This window comes from Paracoccus ferrooxidans (assembly GCF_029909815.1).
In the GTDB taxonomy this organism is placed as follows: domain Bacteria; phylum Pseudomonadota; class Alphaproteobacteria; order Rhodobacterales; family Rhodobacteraceae; genus Paracoccus; species Paracoccus versutus.
In genome coordinates this window covers 208,186-225,987 of the sequence record NZ_CP038198.1, presented here as the reverse complement: position 1 = coordinate 225,987, position 17,802 = coordinate 208,186, and the positions used below count along the sequence as shown (strand labels likewise).

Annotated in this window: 17 protein-coding genes, 2 tRNA genes and 2 pseudogenes; 8 read left to right on the top strand and 13 right to left on the bottom strand. The window is 66.8% G+C overall.

From position 1 onward, the window contains the following. Positions 1 to 38: 38 nt before the first annotated feature. The 4 genes and pseudogenes from E3U26_RS01115 to tnpA all read right to left on the bottom strand — a co-directional run bounded on the left by E3U26_RS01115 (position 39) and on the right by tnpA (position 3,250). Positions 39 to 461, bottom strand: coding sequence for a DUF1489 family protein (locus E3U26_RS01115; protein ID WP_499105182.1), 423 nt, complete (start codon positions 459 to 461; stop codon positions 39 to 41). 385 nt (positions 462 to 846) lie between these two features. After that, a pseudogene (gene tnpC, locus E3U26_RS01110) lies at positions 847 to 2,471 on the bottom strand (IS66 family transposase). Between the two features lie 54 nt (positions 2,472 to 2,525). After that, complete coding sequence (gene tnpB, locus E3U26_RS01105) at positions 2,526 to 2,873, bottom strand: IS66 family insertion sequence element accessory protein TnpB (protein ID WP_499105181.1); 348 nt, start codon at positions 2,871 to 2,873, stop codon at positions 2,526 to 2,528. Next, complete coding sequence (tnpA, locus tag E3U26_RS01100; protein WP_499105180.1) at positions 2,870 to 3,250, bottom strand: IS66-like element accessory protein TnpA; 381 nt, start codon at positions 3,248 to 3,250, stop codon at positions 2,870 to 2,872. Before tnpA ends, tnpB begins: the two co-directional genes overlap by 4 nt. Before the next feature lie 77 nt (positions 3,251 to 3,327). Here tnpA and E3U26_RS01095 point away from each other — a divergent pair. The 3 genes and pseudogenes from E3U26_RS01095 to E3U26_RS01085 all read left to right on the top strand — a co-directional run. After that, a pseudogene (locus tag E3U26_RS01095) lies at positions 3,328 to 3,894 on the top strand (carbonic anhydrase); the annotation flags it as partial. 244 nt (positions 3,895 to 4,138) lie between these two features. Further along, positions 4,139 to 5,347, top strand: coding sequence for an MFS transporter (locus E3U26_RS01090; RefSeq protein ID WP_499105179.1), 1,209 nt, complete (start codon positions 4,139 to 4,141; stop codon positions 5,345 to 5,347). A 110-nt stretch (positions 5,348 to 5,457) separates the two neighbouring features. After that, positions 5,458 to 5,532: transfer RNA gene (locus E3U26_RS01085), tRNA-Glu, on the top strand. Positions 5,533 to 5,692: 160 nt separating this feature from the next. Here E3U26_RS01085 and E3U26_RS01080 read toward each other — a convergent pair. From E3U26_RS01080 to E3U26_RS01060, 5 genes are all read right to left on the bottom strand, one after another. Then, positions 5,693 to 7,165, bottom strand: a complete 1,473-nt coding sequence (locus E3U26_RS01080; RefSeq protein WP_499105178.1) for a nucleobase:cation symporter-2 family protein — start codon at positions 7,163 to 7,165, stop codon at positions 5,693 to 5,695. Positions 7,166 to 7,380: 215 nt separating this feature from the next. Beyond that, positions 7,381 to 8,427 (bottom strand): quaternary amine ABC transporter ATP-binding protein, encoded by a 1,047-nt coding sequence (locus E3U26_RS01075; protein WP_036756652.1) that lies wholly within the window; start codon positions 8,425 to 8,427, stop codon positions 7,381 to 7,383. Beyond that, a complete protein-coding gene (locus E3U26_RS01070; protein WP_036756655.1) occupies positions 8,424 to 9,305 on the bottom strand; it encodes an ABC transporter permease in 882 nt (293 codons plus the stop codon). Before E3U26_RS01070 ends, E3U26_RS01075 begins: the two co-directional genes overlap by 4 nt. A 74-nt stretch (positions 9,306 to 9,379) precedes the next feature. Further along, complete coding sequence (locus tag E3U26_RS01065; RefSeq protein WP_499105177.1) at positions 9,380 to 10,375, bottom strand: ABC transporter substrate-binding protein; 996 nt, start codon at positions 10,373 to 10,375, stop codon at positions 9,380 to 9,382. 354 nt (positions 10,376 to 10,729) lie between these two features. Beyond that, a tRNA-Tyr gene (locus E3U26_RS01060) sits at positions 10,730 to 10,813 on the bottom strand. A 174-nt stretch (positions 10,814 to 10,987) separates the two neighbouring features. On the opposite strand from E3U26_RS01060, the gene rlmB reads away from it, so the two are divergent. The 3 genes from rlmB (at position 10,988) to E3U26_RS01045 (ending at position 12,935) form a co-directional block, all read left to right on the top strand. Then, positions 10,988 to 11,785, top strand: a complete 798-nt coding sequence (gene rlmB, locus E3U26_RS01055; protein ID WP_499105175.1) for a TrmH family RNA methyltransferase — start codon at positions 10,988 to 10,990, stop codon at positions 11,783 to 11,785. Positions 11,786 to 11,965: 180 nt separating this feature from the next. Further along, positions 11,966 to 12,298 (top strand): YHS domain-containing (seleno)protein, encoded by a 333-nt coding sequence (locus tag E3U26_RS01050; RefSeq protein WP_240540356.1) that lies wholly within the window; start codon positions 11,966 to 11,968, stop codon positions 12,296 to 12,298. A gap of 184 nt (positions 12,299 to 12,482) precedes the next feature. Next, positions 12,483 to 12,935 (top strand): CoA-binding protein, encoded by a 453-nt coding sequence (locus tag E3U26_RS01045; RefSeq protein WP_036756667.1) that lies wholly within the window; start codon positions 12,483 to 12,485, stop codon positions 12,933 to 12,935. A 66-nt stretch (positions 12,936 to 13,001) separates the two neighbouring features. Here the strand turns inward: E3U26_RS01045 and E3U26_RS01040 are convergent, their stop codons facing one another. Beyond that, on the bottom strand, positions 13,002 to 14,021 hold the full coding sequence (locus E3U26_RS01040; protein WP_499105173.1) for a ribose-phosphate pyrophosphokinase: 1,020 nt from the start codon (positions 14,019 to 14,021) through the stop codon (positions 13,002 to 13,004). Between the two features lie 81 nt (positions 14,022 to 14,102). Between E3U26_RS01040 and E3U26_RS01035 the strand changes: the two genes are divergently transcribed. After that, positions 14,103 to 14,702 carry a 2-hydroxychromene-2-carboxylate isomerase gene (locus tag E3U26_RS01035; protein ID WP_036756673.1) on the top strand — a complete coding sequence of 200 codons (600 nt, stop codon included), beginning with the start codon at positions 14,103 to 14,105 and terminating at the stop codon, positions 14,700 to 14,702. Next, the gene (locus tag E3U26_RS01030) at positions 14,699 to 15,469 is read left to right on the top strand and encodes an alpha/beta fold hydrolase (RefSeq protein ID WP_499105172.1); all 771 of its coding nucleotides are present in this window, start codon (positions 14,699 to 14,701) and stop codon (positions 15,467 to 15,469) included. Before E3U26_RS01035 ends, E3U26_RS01030 begins: the two co-directional genes overlap by 4 nt. Positions 15,470 to 15,475: 6 nt before the next feature. On the opposite strand, the gene E3U26_RS01025 is transcribed toward E3U26_RS01030, so the two are convergent. From E3U26_RS01025 to atpD, 3 genes are all read right to left on the bottom strand, one after another. Continuing rightward, positions 15,476 to 15,826 carry an H-type lectin domain-containing protein gene (locus tag E3U26_RS01025; RefSeq protein WP_036756679.1) on the bottom strand — a complete coding sequence of 117 codons (351 nt, stop codon included), beginning with the start codon at positions 15,824 to 15,826 and terminating at the stop codon, positions 15,476 to 15,478. 94 nt (positions 15,827 to 15,920) lie between these two features. Beyond that, positions 15,921 to 16,367 (bottom strand): F0F1 ATP synthase subunit epsilon, encoded by a 447-nt coding sequence (locus E3U26_RS01020; protein ID WP_036756682.1) that lies wholly within the window; start codon positions 16,365 to 16,367, stop codon positions 15,921 to 15,923. A 9-nt stretch (positions 16,368 to 16,376) separates the two neighbouring features. Further along, a complete protein-coding gene (gene atpD, locus E3U26_RS01015) occupies positions 16,377 to 17,801 on the bottom strand; it encodes a F0F1 ATP synthase subunit beta (RefSeq protein ID WP_036756685.1) in 1,425 nt (474 codons plus the stop codon). Between the last annotated feature and the right edge of the window lies 1 nt (position 17,802).

Genomic DNA, 17,802 nt, shown 5'->3' with positions numbered 1-17,802 from the left:
GCGCATTGCAGCCCTTCGGCGCGGCCTTCCCGGATGGCTCAGCGCAGGCCCATTTCGGCCAGCGCCCTGGCGATTTCGGGGGGCAGGTCCGGCTCGGCCCCGCGGCCTGCCGGCAGGTCGGGCGGGGCCTCGGCGCCGGGCAGATAGCGCCAGCCCTGGAACGGACGGCGCGGCACGGCCGCGACGCGCACCAGCTCGGGGGCAAGGACCAGCGCGCAGCGGCGGATGCCGTCCTCGCCCTGCACCTCATGCAGCTCCAGGATGCGCTGGCGGGCCTGCATCACGCCCTTGAACACCCAGTAGATCGAGCCGCCGTCCAGCAGTTCGGCCTCGCGCTTGGGCCACATGCGGGTGACATGGCGGGCCGGGCCGCCGCCGAAACGGTGTTTCTGCCAGGCGGCGAGTTCGGCGGGATCGTCGCAGCCGACGCAGAGTTTCATCAGGTTCAGGGACGCGCTCATGCGCCAGATATAGCTCCGTGGCGAGCGGGCGCAATGGACCTGTGCGCCAAGCCGCCATGACCGCAGCGCAGCGGCCGGGCAAGTAGGACCGGCCCAGCGACGGGCCGGGGCCTGCTGATTTCCCCCGAGGCGATGACCACCCTGCGACAACATGGACGCTAGGCCGAATCCGATTCTTTGGCCAGAAAGCGATCATTCAGGAAAAATTTTGCAAAGCAACGCAGTCTGGTCCGGTGCAGTCTGGTCCGGTGCAGTCTGGTCCGGTGCAGTCTGGTCCGGTGCAGTCTGCGCGCCCGACCTCCTTGGGCTGTGAACCCATGAACACAACGGGAGGAGTAACCTATGATGTAACCGCTCGGTTTCTACCGCCTCGGCTTGCCGATGATCAGGCGGCTGCCGCCCGCGGTGCTGCCGGTGGCGCCCAGTTCCAGGGGAGCAGTTCGTCGAGCCGGTTGATCTTGTGGTCGTGGATGCGGTCCAGGATGTCGGCCAGATAGGCCTGCGGATCGAGGCCGTTCATCTTGGCCGTCTCGATCAGGGTCATGGCGCGGGCGAGAGTCTCGGCGCCGGTTTCGGCACCCGCGAAGAGCCAGTTTTTCCTGCCGATTCCAATGAGCCGCAGGGCCCTCTCGGCCGGATTGTTGTCGATGGCAACGCGGCCATCGTCGAGGAACAGGCTGAAGCCCGCGCGGCGGCTAAGGCCATAGCGGAAGGCCTTCGCGAGATCGCTCTTGCCGGGGAGCCGGCGTAGCTGCACCCCGGACCAGTCGAAGAACGCTTCGACCAGCGGCTTGCTCAGCGTCTGGCGGGCCGCATGGCGCGCCTTGGCAGTCTGACCGGTGATGTCGCGCTCGATGTCGTAGAACGCCCCGATCCGATCAAGGGCTGCGCGGGCGATCTCGGATTTGGTGGATTGCCAGACGTCATGGAAGTCCCGTCGCAGATGCGCCCAGCACGCGGCCTCGCGGAAGCGGGCCGAGCTGCCGTCCGGTTCGGGAAGGTAGAGCTTGGCGTAGCCCTTGTAGCCATCTGCCTGTGAGGCATGCCGCTGGACCGTCGCAGGTGATGGCGGACATGCTCTTCCTTCCAGTCCGGCGCGAAGTGACAGGTCACGCCGGGTGGCGCTGAGCCGGACCAGGGCCGCTGATCGCGGACATAGGCCCAGATCCGACCCTTCTTCACCCCCTTGCCGAGGCCGCGGTCGCGCAAGGACCGGTCGAGCACCCGGATCGGGGTGTCATCGGCATGGAGCAGATCGCTGGCCATCACCGACATCTCGATGCGATCGATCAGCGGCTGCAGCACCCGCATCGCCCGGCCGCACCAGTCGACCAGAGTGCTGTCGGGGATGTCCGCACCCATGCGGGCGAAGATCTCGTTCTGGCGATACAAGGGAAGATGATCGTCGAACTTCGAGACCAGCACATGCGCAAGCAGCCCCGCGCCCGCCATGCTGCCGGGGATCGGACGGCTGGGCGCGGGCGGTTGCACCCTGTGCTCGCAGCGGCGGCAGGACTTCTTGAGCCGGGCGATCTGCACGACCTTCAGCTGCGCCGCAACCAGATCCAGCATCTCGCTGGTGTCTTCGCCCACCAGTCGTAGGTCGCCGCCGCAATCGGGGCAGCAGCTGCCGGGGTCGAGTTCCTGACGCTCGCGCGGCGTATCCGCCGAGACCCGCGGGCGGCGGCGTGTGGGGCGGTCCTCTGTATCGGGCTCGGCGATGGTCTTGACTTCCGGGGCATCCTCGGCGGCGGCCGCGCTGCTTTCGGCTGTCGCGACCATGAGGTCTTCAAGCGCCAGTTCCAGCTGTGCGATCTCGCGTTCGATCTTCTCCGATGACTGGCCGAAGACCTGCTTGCGCAATTTGGCGATCCGCGCCCGCAGGGTCTGGATCAGATGGTCAGGGGCGCGCAGGGTCGCCGATATCTGCGCATTCCCGGCCTGCAAGGCCGCAATCAGCGCCTTCAGAAGCGCAGGATCATCCGGCAGGTGTTCGGCCATGCTCGACATGCGATCTGATAACACGGATCGGTCCGAACAGCCATAAAAACAACGTCTTCCGGTTCATCCGACCCGCGCAGGCGGCGCGCCCCAATCCGGCCTGCGCCAATCAATTCCTTCCCAGAGCATGGCAAGCTGCGCCGAAGTCAGGCGCATCGATCCTTCGCTACTGCCGGGCCAAGGGAAGCGGCCCCGCTCCAGGATCTTATAGTAGAGGCAGAAGCCCTGGCCGTCCCAATAGAGCAGCTTCAGCCTGTCGCCGCGACGGCCGCGGAAGGCGAAGACCGCGCCGCAGGTCGGGTTCTGGCGCAGCACGTCCCGGGCCAGCGCCGCCAGCTCCTCGATCCCCTTGCGAATGTCGGTCACGCCGCAGGCCAGATAGACCCTGACACCGGCTCCGGGGCCGATCATGCCGCCTCGACCACCCGGATCAGCCGCACCAGAACAGCAGGCTCCAGATCTGGCGCGAAGCGCAGGCAGCGGCCATTGGTCAGAACCAACTCAATCTGCGGATCGGGTGCGGTCGGACTGGCCAGCGCCGCCTCCGGCAAAGCCGGTTCCATCGGCTCAGGCGCCGAGATCGGCAGAAACAGCGTATCGGCGGTCGGAAACAGCAGCCCCTTCTTCTTCAGCTCGGGCCGCCAGGCGTAGATCTGCTGGCGCGTCACATCATGGCGCTGCGCCGCCTGCGCGACCGTCGCGCCATCGGCGCCAACCGACAGCACGATCCCGAGCTTCTCCTCGTCATCCCACCGCCGCTGCTCCAACCCAAGGACATCGCCACGCATCCTCAACCCCGCATAAGACACGTCGTTAACGACGTCATTATGCACGTCCCATAGCCGATCCGCCCAAACTCAGGCAGATGGTCGCAACCGGGCGGTTACCCCGTGATGAACCGCCGCATGTTTCTTTGTACCACCACTTCGTTCACGCCGGCCTCCGCCGGCGCGGGCATGGCAGAAACCGCCTGCGTCATGCCGACGAAGGAGCGCCAGGCCGACATGACCCCCGCGATGTCATCGCCGCGCTGAAAGAGGGCAATGCCCGCTTTGCCGCCGGGGCGGTGCAGCATTGCGACCTGAACGCGATGGCGCGCGAAACCTCGGAAGGGCAATATCCCGTTGCCGCGGTCGTGGGCTGCATCGACAGCCGCGTGCCGCCGGAACTGGTCTTCGACCAGAAGGTCGGCGACCTGTTCACCGCGCGCATCGCCGGAAATTATGTGAACACCGACATCATCGGCAGCCTTGAATTTGCCTGCAAGGTCTCGGGCTCCAGGGCCATCGTCGTGCTGGGGCACAGCGCCTGCGGCGCGGCCAAGGGTGCCATCGACAAGGTCGAGCTGGGCTATCTGACGCATGTGATGCAGAGGATCGAACCGGCCATTGCGGCCGTTGCCCCGGCCAATCGCACCTCGAAGGACAAGGCGCTGGTGCAGCAGGTGGCCGAGAAGAATGCCGAACTGACCGTGGCCAAGATCCTTGCGGAAAGCCCGACGCCGAAGGACATGGCCATGCCGGCGAAATCGTGGTGGTGGCCGCGATGCACGGCACCGCCACGGGGGAAATCCGCTTCCTGTAGGCGAAAGGGCCGGGATCAGGCGGGGTGCCCGCAGGGGTTGAACCCAGGGGCTTGCGAGGTTACGCCCCAAAGGTCCACCGATGGAAGACATCATGCCCAATCCCCAACCGACCCGCGGCCAGCCCCTGCCGGAGTTCATCGCGATGCTGGCGCTGATCTTCGCCGTCATCGCCTTTTCGATCGATTCCATGCTGCCGGCCCTGCCCGAGATCGCGGCCATCCTGACGCCCCAGAACGTCAACCGCGCGCAGCTTGTGCTGACCTCATTCGTCGGCGGGCTGGGGCTGGGCCTGCTGGTCGGCGGGCCGCTTTCCGACGCGCTGGGGCGCAAGCCGGTCATCACCGCCGGCTTCGCGCTTTACGCGCTGGCCGCCGTGGCGGCGATCTTTGCCGATTCGCTGGACTTGCTGCTGGCGGCGCGTTTCGTGCAGGGCATCGGCGCCGCCGCACCGCGCATCGTGGCGCTGGCCATGGTGCGCGACCTGTACCAGGGGCGCGAGATGGCGCGGATCACCAGCTTCGTGATGATGGTCTTCATCCTGGTGCCGGCGGTGGCGCCCTCGATCGGGGCGGTGGTGATCCATTTCGTCGGCTGGCGCGGGGTGTTCGGCTCTTTCGTGGTGCTGGCGCTGATCGGCAGCCTGTGGCTGAACCTGCGCCGCCCCGAGACCCTGCCCGAGGCCGCGCGCCGGCCGCTGAACCTGCGCAGCCTGGCGGCCTCGGCGCGCGAGGTGATAGGCAACGGCCAGGTGCAGCTGGTGACGGTGGTGATGACGCTGGGCTTCGGGCAGATGTTCGCGCTGCTGAGTTCGGCCCAGCAGCTTTTCGTCGACACCTACGGCAAGGGCGAAAGCTTCCCGCTGTGGTTCGCCGCCATGGCCCTGCTGTCGGGCAGCGGCACGGTGCTGAACGCGCGCTATGTCGTGCGGCTGGGCATGCGGCGCATCGTGGGCTGGGCCTATGCCATGCAGGTCGTGGTCTCGGGCGCAATGACGGTGCTGGTGTTTTGCGACCTGCTGCCCGAGGCGCTGCGCTTTCCGGCCTTCTTCTTCTGGGCGGTCAGCGTGTTCTTCATGGCCGGCGTGACCTTCGGCAACCTCAACGCCATGGCCCTGCAGCGCATGGGTCATGTGGCGGGGATGGCGGCCTCGGTCGTCGGCGCGCTTTCGACGCTGGGGGCGGTGCTGATCGCGGCGCCGGTCGGGCTGCTTTACGACGGCACGGCGCGGCCGATCGTGCTGGCGACGCTGGTCTGCTCGGCGGTCGCGCTGATGCTGATGCGCGGCGTGCGCGAGGGCTGACGGCGCCGGCCGCGAGTTACCCACAGGGGAATGCGCCGCGGCCCCTTGCGCAGCCGCCGAAGCTGGCCTAAGAGCAGCCGTGTCGCCGGCCGAAGCGCAGGCGCAGGCATGGCCCGTTCGTCTATCGGTTAGGACGTCAGGTTTTCAACCTGAAAAGAGGGGTTCGACTCCCCTACGGGCTGCCATCGCCCCCTTTGCCTTTGATCCCCTTGCACGGCTAGCCTGATGCCGCCCGCCCGATGCAGGCGCCCGCCCGTGGGCGGCCGGGAACATGTCGCGAAGGGGCGGCGGTTCGGGCAGGCCGCCGGGAAGGCGGCCCGCCTCGCGGTCAGTGGCTGGTCGCGGTCAGTGGCTGGCTGGGCGGACCAGCGGCACCTCATTGCCATTCGCGTCGTAAAGCCGGCCGTCCATGAAATAGTCCCCATCCTCGAGCTGGGCGATGTCGGTGTAGCGGATGGTTCGTTCCGCCGCGGCACCGAAGACCGAGGGCTGGTCGGAATTGCCGGCCGTGAAATGGTTGAACAGAAGGTTCAGCGTGATCGCCATCAGCGCCGAGGAACTGATGCCCGAATGGAAGATCGTCTCGACCCAGGCCGGGAACTGGTGGTAGAAAGCCGGCAGCACGATCGGGATGGTGCCGAAGCCGATCGAGGTCGCCACGATGATCAGGTTCATGTTGTTGGCGTAATCGACCTTGGACAGGGTGCGGATGCCGCTTGCCGCGACCGTCCCGAACAGGACGATGCCGGCGCCGCCAAGCACCGGGCTGGGAATCGCCGCGACGATCCGGCCCATGACCGGGAACAGCCCCAGCGCCACCAGGATCAGCCCGCCCGTCGCCACGACATAGCGGCTCTTGACGCCGGTCACGGCCACCAGGCCGACGTTCTGGGCAAAGGCGCTTTGCGTGAACGAGCCGACGACCGGCGCCAGCATGCTCGACAGCATGTCGGCGCGCAGCCCGTCGCCCAGCCGCCGCCCGTCCACCTTGGTCTCGACGATCTCGCCCACGGCGAAAATATCCGCCGAGGTCTCGACCAGGGTCACGAGGATGACGATGAACATCGAGATGGTGGCCGCGACGCCGAAGGTCGGATAGCCGAAATGAAAGATCTGCGGCAGCGCGAAGACCGGCCCCTGCCCGACCTGGGAAAAATCGGTCATGCCGGTCGCATAGGCGATGGCGGTGCCGATCATCAGCGCCAGCAGGATCGACAGCCGGGATATGGCGGCATTGCCGACCTTGCTGAGCAGCAGCACGATGGCCAGCGTCAGGCCCGCCAGCAGGATGTTGGCCGGGCTGCCGTAATCGGCCGCGTTGCGGTCGCCGCCCATCGCCCAGGAACCCGCGACCGGCATCAGCGTCAGACCGATGGTGGTGATCACGATCCCCGCCACCAGCGGCGGAAAGAAGCGGGTGATGCGCGAGAATATCGGCGTGATCAGCAGGCCCAGCAGCGACGAGACGATGACCGCGCCGAAGATCGCCTGTATGCCGCCATTCCCCGAGATGGCGATCATCGTCGCCACCCCGGCAAAGGAAACCCCCTGCACCAGCGGCAGCTGGCAGCCAAAGAATGGCAGGCCGATGGTTTGCAGGATGGTCGCGACGCCGCCGGCGAACAGGGATGCCGTGATCAGCAGCCCGATGTCGGCGGGCGACAGGCCGGCGGCCTGGCCGACGATCAGCGGCACCGCCACGATGCCGCCATACATGGTCAGGATATGCTGCATGCCATAGGCCAGGTTGGCGGCAAGGCCCAGCCGTTCGTCCTCGGGCCGGACCGGCCCCGCTTCTGCATTCGTTGCCGTTTGCATGGTCGTCTCCCCCTTCTCTCCTCGCAAGCAGGCTCTCTCCCCTCAAGATTGGCGGAACTTATCGGGATAAGCCGGGGGTGACTTTTACAGAAAGCTATATGCTGCCTTAAAATCTGATATAAAATCGACGCGGGAGGCGCGGCAGGTGGGGCAGCAGGCCAGGCTTGCGGCAGGATTTCCACCCTGCCGCAAGCCTGGGTCAGGGGCGCAGGGCCTCAGTCGTCGCTGGCCGCATCGGCCGGGTTGACCATCGCCTCCAGGATCGAGGGCAAGTCGATGATGCCGACCAGCCTGTCGCCGTCGCGGACCTGCGCCTCGGACACGCCGGCCTTGGTCATGCGGCGCGCGACCAGGTCCAGCCGCGAACGCGCCTTGACGGCAAAGCCGGGCAGTTCGCGCCCCTCGGCGGCGGGCGCGGCGATGGTGCGCGCCTCGATGATGCGGCCGCGATTCACCTCGCGCACGAATTCGGCGATATAGGCGTTGGCGGGGCGCAGCACGATCTCCTGCCCGTCGCCCACCTGCTCCATGGCGCCGTCGCGCAGGATGGCGATCTTGTCGCCCAGCCGCAGCGCCTCGTCGAGGTCATGGGTGATGAAGATGATGGTCTTGCGCAATTCCTGCTGCAATTCCAGCAGGATCGACTGCATGTCCATGCGGATCAGCGGGTCCAGCGCCGAAAACGCCTCGTCCATCAGCAGGATCTCGGCATCGTTGGCCAGGGCCCGCGCCAGGCCCACGCGCTGCTGCATGCCGCCGGAAAGCTGGCGGGGATAATATTCCTCGTAGCCCTGCAGGCCGACGCGGCCGATCCAGTGCCGGGCGCGCTCCTCGGCCTCGGCGATACCGCGGATGTCCAGCCCGTAGGCCACGTTGCGCAGCACGGTGCGATGCGGCAGCAGCGCGAATTTCTGGAACACCATCGCGGTCTTTTGCCGGCGGAAGTCGCGCAGCTGCGCCGGCGTCATCGTCACCACGTCCAGCCCGTCATAGAGCACCTGCCCCGCCGTCGGCCGGATCAGCCCGTTGATATGCCGGATCAGCGTCGACTTGCCCGAACCCGACAGCCCCATGATGACCGTGATCCGGCCATGCGGGATGGTCAGGTTGATGTCCTGCAGGCCCAGGACGTGATTGTGCCGGTCGTTCAGCTCGGTCTTGGTCAGCCCGGCCTTGACCGCCTCGACATGGCGGCCGGCCTCGGGGCCGAAGATCTTGTAAAGGTCGCGGATCTCGATGTCATGCGTGCCCGCCTCGGTCATTTGCCGGCCTCCGTGTGCTTTTGCAGCCGCTTGCCATAGGCCTGCGTGGTGCGGTCCATGATGATGGCGATGGCGACGATGGCCAGGCCGTTCATCACCCCCATGGTGAAATATTGCTGGTTGATCGCCTGCAGCACCGGCTGGCCCAGGCCCCGCACCCCGATCATCGAGGCGACGACGACCATCGCGAGGCTCATCATGATGGTCTGGTTGACGCCCGCCATGATCGTCGGCAGCGCCAGCGGCAGTTGCACGTCGCGCAGCTTCTGCCAGCTCGACGAGCCAAAGGCCTCGGCCGCCTCCAGCACATCCGCCGCCACCTGCCGGATGCCCAGGTTGGTCAGCCGGATCACCGGCGGGATGGCATAGATCACCACCGCGATCACGCCGGGCACCTTGCCCAGGCCAAAGATCATCACCACCGGGATCAGGTAGACGAAGCTCGGCATGGTCTGCATCATGTCGAGGATCGGCGTCACCATGGCGTTCATGCGGTTCGACTGCGCCATCAGGATGCCGATGGGAATGCCCACCACCACGGCGATCAGGGTGCAGACCGCGACCATGGCGATGGTGCGCATCGTGTCCTCCCACATGCCGAAATAGCCGACCACCAGCAGCGCCAGCACCGAACCCAGCGCGATCTTCCAGCTTCGGCTCAGCAGCCAGATCCCGGCCGCCAGCACCGCCAGCACCAGGATCCAGGGCGAGCGGATCAGCAGGTTCTCGATCAGGGTCAGCAGGTCTTGCAGCGGCGCGAAGATCGCCTCCAGCGTGTCGCCCCAGGCGCGGGTGAAGTCCCGGAAGCCGCCGTCGATGGTCTGGCGCATCGCGCGCAGGCTCCCGCGGCTCATCTCCGGGAAACGGATCAGGTCCATGTCGTTCGTCCTTTGGAAATGGAAAGGGGCAAGACCGCGGCGGCGGCCTTGCCCGTCAGGCGCGAAGGCGCGGGTTACAGGGCGGCCTTGACCTTGTCGGCGACCTCGGCGGGCACCCAGCGGGTCCAGATCTCCTCGTGCCGTTCCAGGAACTCATAGGCGGCGTCCTCGTTGCTGGCCTGGTTCTCGACCATCCAGGCCAGCATCTCGTTGACGGTGTCGTTGCTCCAGGCGCGGGACTCGACATAGTCCATGGCCACGCCGGCCTTGTCGGCGAATTCCCTGGTCACGGCGGTATAGACGTCCGAGACCGGCCATTCCGTCACCTCGGGCTCGGCGCAATCGGGCTTGACCATGCAGCTGTCCCAGCGCTCGCGGTCGAAATCGGCCTCCAGCTCCAGCCGGGTCATGTCATGCTGGCCCAGGATGGCGGTGGGCGCCCAGTAATAGCCCAGCCAGCCTTCGTTGCGGTTCGCCGCCCGCGCGATCGAGCCGTCCAGCGCCGCGGCCGAGCCGGAATCGACCAGCTCGAACCCCTTTTCCGCCGCGCCCGAGCCGATGAACTGGTTGCGGTTGATCGCCTGGCAGGCCCAGCCCGAGGGGCAGCCGAACCAGGCGCCCTTGCTGCCGTCCTCGGCGCCGGGGAACAGCTCGGGATGCTCCAGCGCGTCCTTGAGCGTGCGGATGCCGTGTTCCTCGGCCAGCCAGGTCGGCACCCAGATGCCCTCGACCCCGCCGTCGGACAGGATCTTCGAGGCGATGACGATCCGCCCCTCTTCCACCGCCTGGTCCAGCGGTTCCTTGACGGCGTTGACCCACAGTTCGGGCGCCATGTCCGGCTCGCCCTTTTCGTTCATCGAGGCGAAGGTCGGCATGGTATCGCCCGCGACCAGCCCCACGTCGCATCCGTAGCCCTCTTCAAGAATGATCTTGTCGACCCAAGCCGCCAATCCCGCCGAGGCCCAGTTCATTTCGGCGACGGTGATGCTGCCGCATTCTTCATCCGCAGCAAGCGCGGGGACGGTCAGCGCCACGAAGGCAAGCGTAGTCGAAGCAAGAAATTTGCCCATCAAACATGATCTCCGGATTTTCAACGCGCACGCGTGACGCGGCGCAGGGGGCGAAACCAACCGACGCGCGACGCCGGTCACCTCCGCGGGTCGATTGCGACCCTGTTGCGTGGAATGGGGCATGCGCCCCGATTTCGGTGGGCGATACTATACACTTCTGTGAGAAAAGTTCAAATCCGCTTCAGGATTTTCTGCCGGCAGGGGATTTGCGCCGCATTTTCGGGACCGAAAAAGCGTCCTGGCAAGGCCAGGGGGCGCCTTGTGGCCCACCGGCCGGCCGCTGCCTTGCGCGCCGCAGCCGGCATCATGCCCAAGCCGCGAATCTCACCACCCAAGTCGCTGATCTGGAAGAAGTGGTGGGCGACCCTGGAATCGAACCAGGCATGGGTCTCCCCGGCGGAGTTACAGTCCGCTGCCGCACCTTGCAGCACGTCGCCCGCCGAGCGCTTTCGGCGTGAAGCGGTGATTATCCCGACCGTCGGGGGGCGTCAAGCAGGGAACCGCGGAAAAGTCGCAGTTCCTTGCCCCACCGCCAACCCGCCGCCACCCCGTCGCCAAGGTTGCATTCGGCGGCATTTTCTGCGCAGTCGAAACAGCAACCGGGAATGCGACATGGCCGAGAAACCACAGAAATCCAAGAAACCCGCCTGGGTCATCGACAAGGAACGCGCCCGCCGCGCCGCCGCGGCCGAAACCGTCTGGCTGTTCGGCCTGCATGCGGTGCGCGACGCGCTGGCCAATCCCCGGCGCGAAAAGCTGCGGCTGGTGGTGACGCGCAACGCGCTGGACCGGCTGGGCCCCCTGCCCGCTGAGCTGACGCCCGAGATCATCGATGCCCGCGTCTTCGACCGGACCGTGCCGCTGTCGCCCGAAAGCGTCCACCAGGGCGCGGCGCTGGAGGTCAGGCCGCTGAAATGGGACTGCCTGGCCGACCTGGCGCTGTCCGGGCCGGGCCGGCCGTTGCTGGTGGCGCTGGACCGGGTGACGGACCCGCATAACGTCGGCGCCATCCTGCGCTCGGCCGAGGTCTTTGGCGCCCGCGCGGTCATCGCGCCGGCGCGCCATTCCGCGCCCGAAACCGGGGCGCTGGCCAAGACCGCGTCGGGCGCGCTGGAACGACAGCCCTACCTGCGGGTCGTCAACCTGGCCGATGCGCTGATCGAGCTGCAATCCATGGGATATGCCGTGCTGGGCCTGGACGGCACCGGCACGGAAACCCTGCCGCAGGCGCTGGCGGAACTTTCGGGCCGGCCGATCTGCCTGGTCCTCGGCGCCGAGGGCCCCGGCCTGCGCGAACGCACGCGCGAGACCTGCGACCGTATCCTGCGCATTCCCTTCGCCGCAGATTTCGGCTCGCTCAACGTCTCGAACGCGGCGGCGGTGGCGCTTTACGCGGCTTCACAGAGTTGAACCCGGCCTTCACATCGGCGCTAGAACCCGCCCGCCCCGGTTGAGAATCGCCAACCGATTTGCCAGATCGAAAGCAGTCCAACCAACCCCCGCAGCGCCATGATTCGTCCGATTCTCGCCAGCCTGATGCTTGCCCTGCCCGTTTCGGCGGCGTTGGCGCAGGATTGGGCATTGGACGGCATGGATCCGGTCTCATACGGCACCGAAAACGCCGCGGTTCCGGGGCGCACCGACCTGGTGACGGTCTGGCGCGGCCAGGCCTGGCATTTCGCCAGCGAACAGAACCGCAACCTTTTCGAGGCCAATCCAAAGGCTTACGCCCCCGGCCTGGGCGGGCTTTGCGTCCTGGCCCTGTCCGAAGGCCGCTCCGAGCCGGGCAATCCGCGCTATTTCGTGGTGATCGGCCAGCGCACCTATTTCCTGCGCTCGGAACGCGCACGTGAGCGGCTTCTTGCCGATCCGCAGCAGATCCTGATGCGCGCCAAGGCCGTCTGGACCCGCATGAATCCCTAAAATTTCACTTTTTTGCGAGCGGGGTGGAACTTTTTAGCCACGGTTCCCATTTATTTACTGAACATGGCCACGGAACGGTCATGTTCAGATCACTGTCCCTCGTTCCGCGACTTGCGCCCGGCCAGACCTCTGGACCGGGCGCTTTTTCCATGCCACTTTCGGTTGAGATCTGGGGGAGGATCAGATGAACCTGGCAGTACTTCGCGACATCGGCACCTCGCCGGTCGACGACGACATTGCGCGCATCGCCCGCACGGTGCGCTGCATTGCCATCGTGGGCCTGTCGCCGAACGAAGCGCGACCATCCTGGGGCGTGGCCCGTTACCTGAAATCGCAGGGCTATCGCATCATCCCTGTCAATCCGGGCCATGCGGGCAGCACCATCCTGGATGAACGGGTCTATCCCGACCTGCGGGCGATTCCGCCCGAGGTGGTGGTGGACATGGTGGACATCTTCCGCCGGGCCGAGGCCGTGCCCGCCATCGTCGACCAGGCGCTGGCGCATCTGCCCCGGCCTGGCACGATCTGGATGCAGCTGGGCGTCCGCCATCCGCAGGCGGCCGCACGCGCCCGCGCCCGCGGCCTGACGGTGATCGAGGATCGTTGCCCGAAGATCGAGTTCCCGCGCTTTCTTTAAGGCCATGGCGATACGAAAAAGGCCCCGGTCCAGAGGATCGGGGCCTTTCTTTTGCGCCGCCGGCGATCACACGCCGGAATAGAGCCCTTCGTAGATCGGGCCCAGCGTGTCCACCTCGAACAGCGAGCTGACCGAGGTGCCGTTCCAGATGTTCAGGATCGCCTGGGCGAACATCGGCGCCGTCGGCACGATGCGGATGTTCAAGGCGGATTTTACCTTGTCGCTCGGCTCGATCGAATCGGTGATGACCAGCGATTTCATCACCGAGGCCTGCACCCGCTCGACCGCGGGGCCGGACAGGACGCCATGGGTGATATAGGCATGCACCTCGGTCGCGCCGTGTTCGGTCAGCACCTGCGCCGCCTTGCACAGCGTGCCGGCGGTGTCGCAGATGTCGTCGACGATGATGCAGGTCTTGCCGGTCACGTCGCCGATCACCGTCATCTCGGCCACCTCGCCCGGCTTTTCGCGGCGCTTGTCCACGATGGCCAGCGGCGCGCCGATGCGCTGCGCCAGTTCCCGCGCCCGCGCCACCCCGCCCACGTCGGGCGAGATCACCATCAGGTCCGACAGCCGCTCGCGGAAGTGATGCTTGATGTCCAGCGCAAAGACCGGCGCGGCATAAAGGTTGTCCACCGGGATGTCGAAGAAGCCCTGGATCTGTGCCGCATGCAGGTCCAGCGTCAGCACCCGGTCCACGCCCGCCTCGGTCAGCAGGTTCGCGACCAGCTTGGCACTGATCGGCGTGCGGGCCTTGGCGCGGCGATCCTGGCGGGCATAGCCGAAATAGGGGATGACCGCGGTGATGCGCGCCGCCGAGGACCGCTTCAGCGCATCGGTCATGATCAGCAGTTCCATCAGGTTGTCATTGGCCGGGTTCGAGGTCGGCTGGATGATGAACATGTCCTCGCCGCGGACGTTCTCATAGACCTCGACGAAGATTTCCTGGTCGTTGAAACGCTCGACCCGCGCCTCGACGGGGGCGACGTTCATCCCGCGATGCATCGACATGCGCCGGGCGATGGCATTGGCCAGAGGCCGGTTCGCATTTCCCGCGATGAGCTTGGGTTCGGTCATGGCCGGCATGGGCTTTCCCTGTCTGGATTCGTGCGATTGCACCCCGCTTAGCACCGGGCTAGCCTGCCCGCAAACCCCGAGGACGAAACCATGGCGCATATCGACTATTACTTCGGCACACCCAGCCCCTGGAGCTATCTTGCCGGCAACCGGCTGGAGGAAATCGCCGCCCGCCATGGGGCGACGATCCGCTACAAGCCCGTCGATCTGCTGCAACTTTTCGACCGCACCGGCGGGGTGCGCCCTGCGAACCGCCACCCCTCGCGCATGGAATACCGCGCGCAGGAACTGCGCCGCTGGTCCCAGCACCTGGGCATGGCGCTGAACCCGAAGCCCGCCTTCTGGCCGGTGAATCCCGCGCCCTCGTCCTATGCCATCATCGCCGCGCAAGAAGCGGGCGGCGGCGACCTGGCCGGGCTGGTGCAGGGCTTTCTGCGTGCCGTCTGGGCCGAGGACGCCGACATCGCCGACGACGCGGTGATCCGCCGGACGCTGGCTGCGGCGGGCTTCGACCCGGACCTGGCCGACAAGGGCCTGTTCGTCGGCGCCGAGACCTTCGGCCGCAACCTGGAACAGGCGGTCGAGGCCGGGGCCTTTGGCGCGCCCTTCTATATCGTGCGCGAGACGGGCGAGCGGTTCTGGGGCCAGGACCGGCTGGATTTCCTCGACCGGCACCTGGCAAGCCTGTGAGCGCGCTGCACCTGAGGCGCTGGCCGGGCAACGAGGATCGCCCGGCCCTGGCGCTGCATTGCATGATGGGCAACGCGGTCTATTGGGGGCCGATCGCCGAGGCGCTGCGCGACCGGGTGCGGATCAGCGCGCCGGACCTGCCGGGCCATGGGCAAAGCCCGGACTGGCCGGGCGGCACGCCGGATTATCACACCGCCGTCACCCGTGCGGCCGCGGCGCTGATCGACCGGCCGCTGGACCTGATCGGCCACAGCATGGGCGCGACCGTGGCGCTGCGCATCGCCGTCGCCGCGCCCGAGGCCGTGCGCAGCCTGACCCTGATCGAGCCTGTGCTGTTCGCCGCCGCCCCCGAGGCGCAGAACGACGCGCTGATGGAGGATGTCGCGGCCCGGCTCGCCGCCGGAGAGGATACCGAGGCGGCGCGCGCCTTTCTTGGCATCTGGGGCGGGATCGACTGGGATTCGCAGACCGCCGCGGGCAAGGCCCGCCTGGCACGGCAGATCCACCTGGTCCAGGCCAGCAACCAAGCGCTGCGCCAGGACAGCGCCAATATCCTGCGGCCCGAGGGACTGGAGGCCATCGACGCGCCGGTGCTGATCGTCATGGGCGAGGATTCGCCCGCCGTGATCCCGGCCATCGCCGATGCGCTGGCGGCACGGCTGCCCGATGTCGCGCGCGCCCGCGTTCCCGGCGCCGGCCATATGTTGCCGATCACCCATCCGCGGCAGGTGGCCGAGCTGATCGGGCTGAACCTGGACCGCGCCTGACCGGGTTCAGTCCAGATTCCAGTCGTCCTCGTGCCGCAAGGGGCCGATGGCCATCCAGCTGGCGCGCACGCGGGCGACGCGGGTATCGCCCCAGGTGCTGAACTGCAGCTCGAACCCCTCGGCGGTGATGTTCACCGCCTGAATGTCGGCGCGCTGGTTGGCATTGCCGTCCACGTCCCACATGCTCAGCGAGACATGCACCACGGGCGGCTCGACGAAGCGTTCGTCGAAGCGCACGGAACGCAGCTCGACCCGCGGCCCCTGCCCTGTCCACATCGGCCCGCCGCTCTCGAAGGCCGAGAACATCTCGGTCGAGCCATTGGCGACACCGACGGCGAAATATCCGAAACGCCGCACCCCTTACCCCTCCCCCGTGCCATGAAAAAATGATGGCACAAGTAGATAAAGCCCCGGAAAACCGGGGCTTACCATAGTTTTCATCAATTCCCGGTTAATGCGGGAAATTCGCCTGGTTCGGGTCAAGCCCGATATGCGTGCCAAGCGCCTCCATGTCGGCCAGAAGCTTGACCGCCGCGGCGACCAATTCCTCGCCGGCGGTTTCGCGTTCCTTGGCGACTTCGACGCGACGACGGGCCTGGGCCATCATCTCGTTGAAGACCGCCTGCGTCATCTCGGCGCGGGGATGCCCGCGTTCGGCCAGCAGGGTGACGGAGTCGTTGTTGATCTCGGCGAAGCCGCCGGTCACTGCGAATTCCGTCGCGGACCCGTCCCCTGCCACCACGGTCACCAGACCGGGGCGCAGGTTGACGATGGCCGGCGCATGGCCGGGCATCGCCGTCAGGTCGCCATCGGCGCCGGGCAGGCGCACCTCGCGCACCGGGACGGAAACCAGGTTCCGTTCCGGCGAGACGAGGTCGAACTGCATCGTGTCGGCCATGTCGCCCCCTTACGCCGCGTCAGCGGCGAGACGCTGAGCCTTGGCTTTCACTTCCTCGATGCCGCCGACCATGTAGAAGGCCGCTTCCGGCAGGTGATCGTATTCGCCGGCTACGACCGCCTTGAACGAGGCGATGGTATCCTCCAGCGGCACCTGCACCCCATCCGAGCCGGTGAAGACCTTGGCCACGTCGAAGGGCTGCGACAGGAAACGCTGGATCTTCCGGGCGCGGGCCACGGTCAGCTTGTCCTCTTCCGACAGTTCGTCCATGCCGAGAATGGCGATGATGTCCTGCAGCGACTTGTATTTCTGCAGGATGCCCTGGACGTCGCGGGCGACCTGGTAATGCTCTTCGCCGACGATCGCCGGATCGAGGATCCGCGAGTTCGAGTCGAGCGGGTCCACGGCCGGGTAGATGCCCAGTTCCGAGATCGCGCGCGACAGAACGGTCGTGGCGTCCAGGTGGGCAAAGGTCGTGGCCGGCGCCGGGTCGGTCAGGTCGTCGGCCGGAACATAGACGGCCTGGATCGAGGTGATCGAGCCGTTCTTGGTCGAGGTGATGCGTTCCTGCATCGCGCCCATGTCCGTGGCCAGCGTCGGCTGGTAGCCCACGGCCGAGGGGATGCGGCCCAGAAGCGCCGACACTTCCGAACCCGCCTGGGTGAAGCGGAAGATGTTGTCGACGAAGAACAGAACGTCGGTGCCGGTCGCGTCGCGGAACTGCTCGGCCAGGGTCAGGCCGGTCAGCGCCACGCGCATCCGCGCGCCCGGAGGCTCGTTCATCTGGCCATAGACCAGCGCCACCTGCGATTCCGCCAGGTTGTCCGGCTTGATGACGCCCGATTCCACCATCTCGTGATAGAGGTCGTTGCCTTCGCGGGTCCGCTCGCCGACGCCGGCGAACACCGAATAGCCCGAGTGAACCTTGGCGATGTTGTTGATCAGTTCCATGATCAGAACCGTCTTGCCCACGCCGGCGCCGCCGAACAGGCCGATCTTGCCGCCCTTGGAATAGGGGGCCAGCAGGTCGATGACCTTGATGCCCGTCACCAGGATCTCGGACGCGGTCGCCTGGGCGGCGAAGTCCGGGGCCGGCTGGTGGATGGCGCGCTTGTCCGTTGCGACCAGCGGCTCGCCTTCGTCCACCGGCTCGCCGACGACGTTCAGGATGCGGCCGAGCGTCACGTCGCCGACCGGAACCATGATCGGGCCGCCGGTATCACGCACCGGCAGGCCGCGGACCAGACCTTCGGTCGCGTCCATGGCGATGGTGCGGACGGTGTTCTCGCCCAGGTGCTGGGCTACTTCCAGCACCAGGCGCTTGCCGTTGTTCTCGGTTTCCAGAGCGTTCAGAATCGCAGGAAGCTGGCCGTCGAACTGCACGTCGACGACGGCGCCGATCACCTGCGTGATTTTTCCATTGGCCTCTGCCATG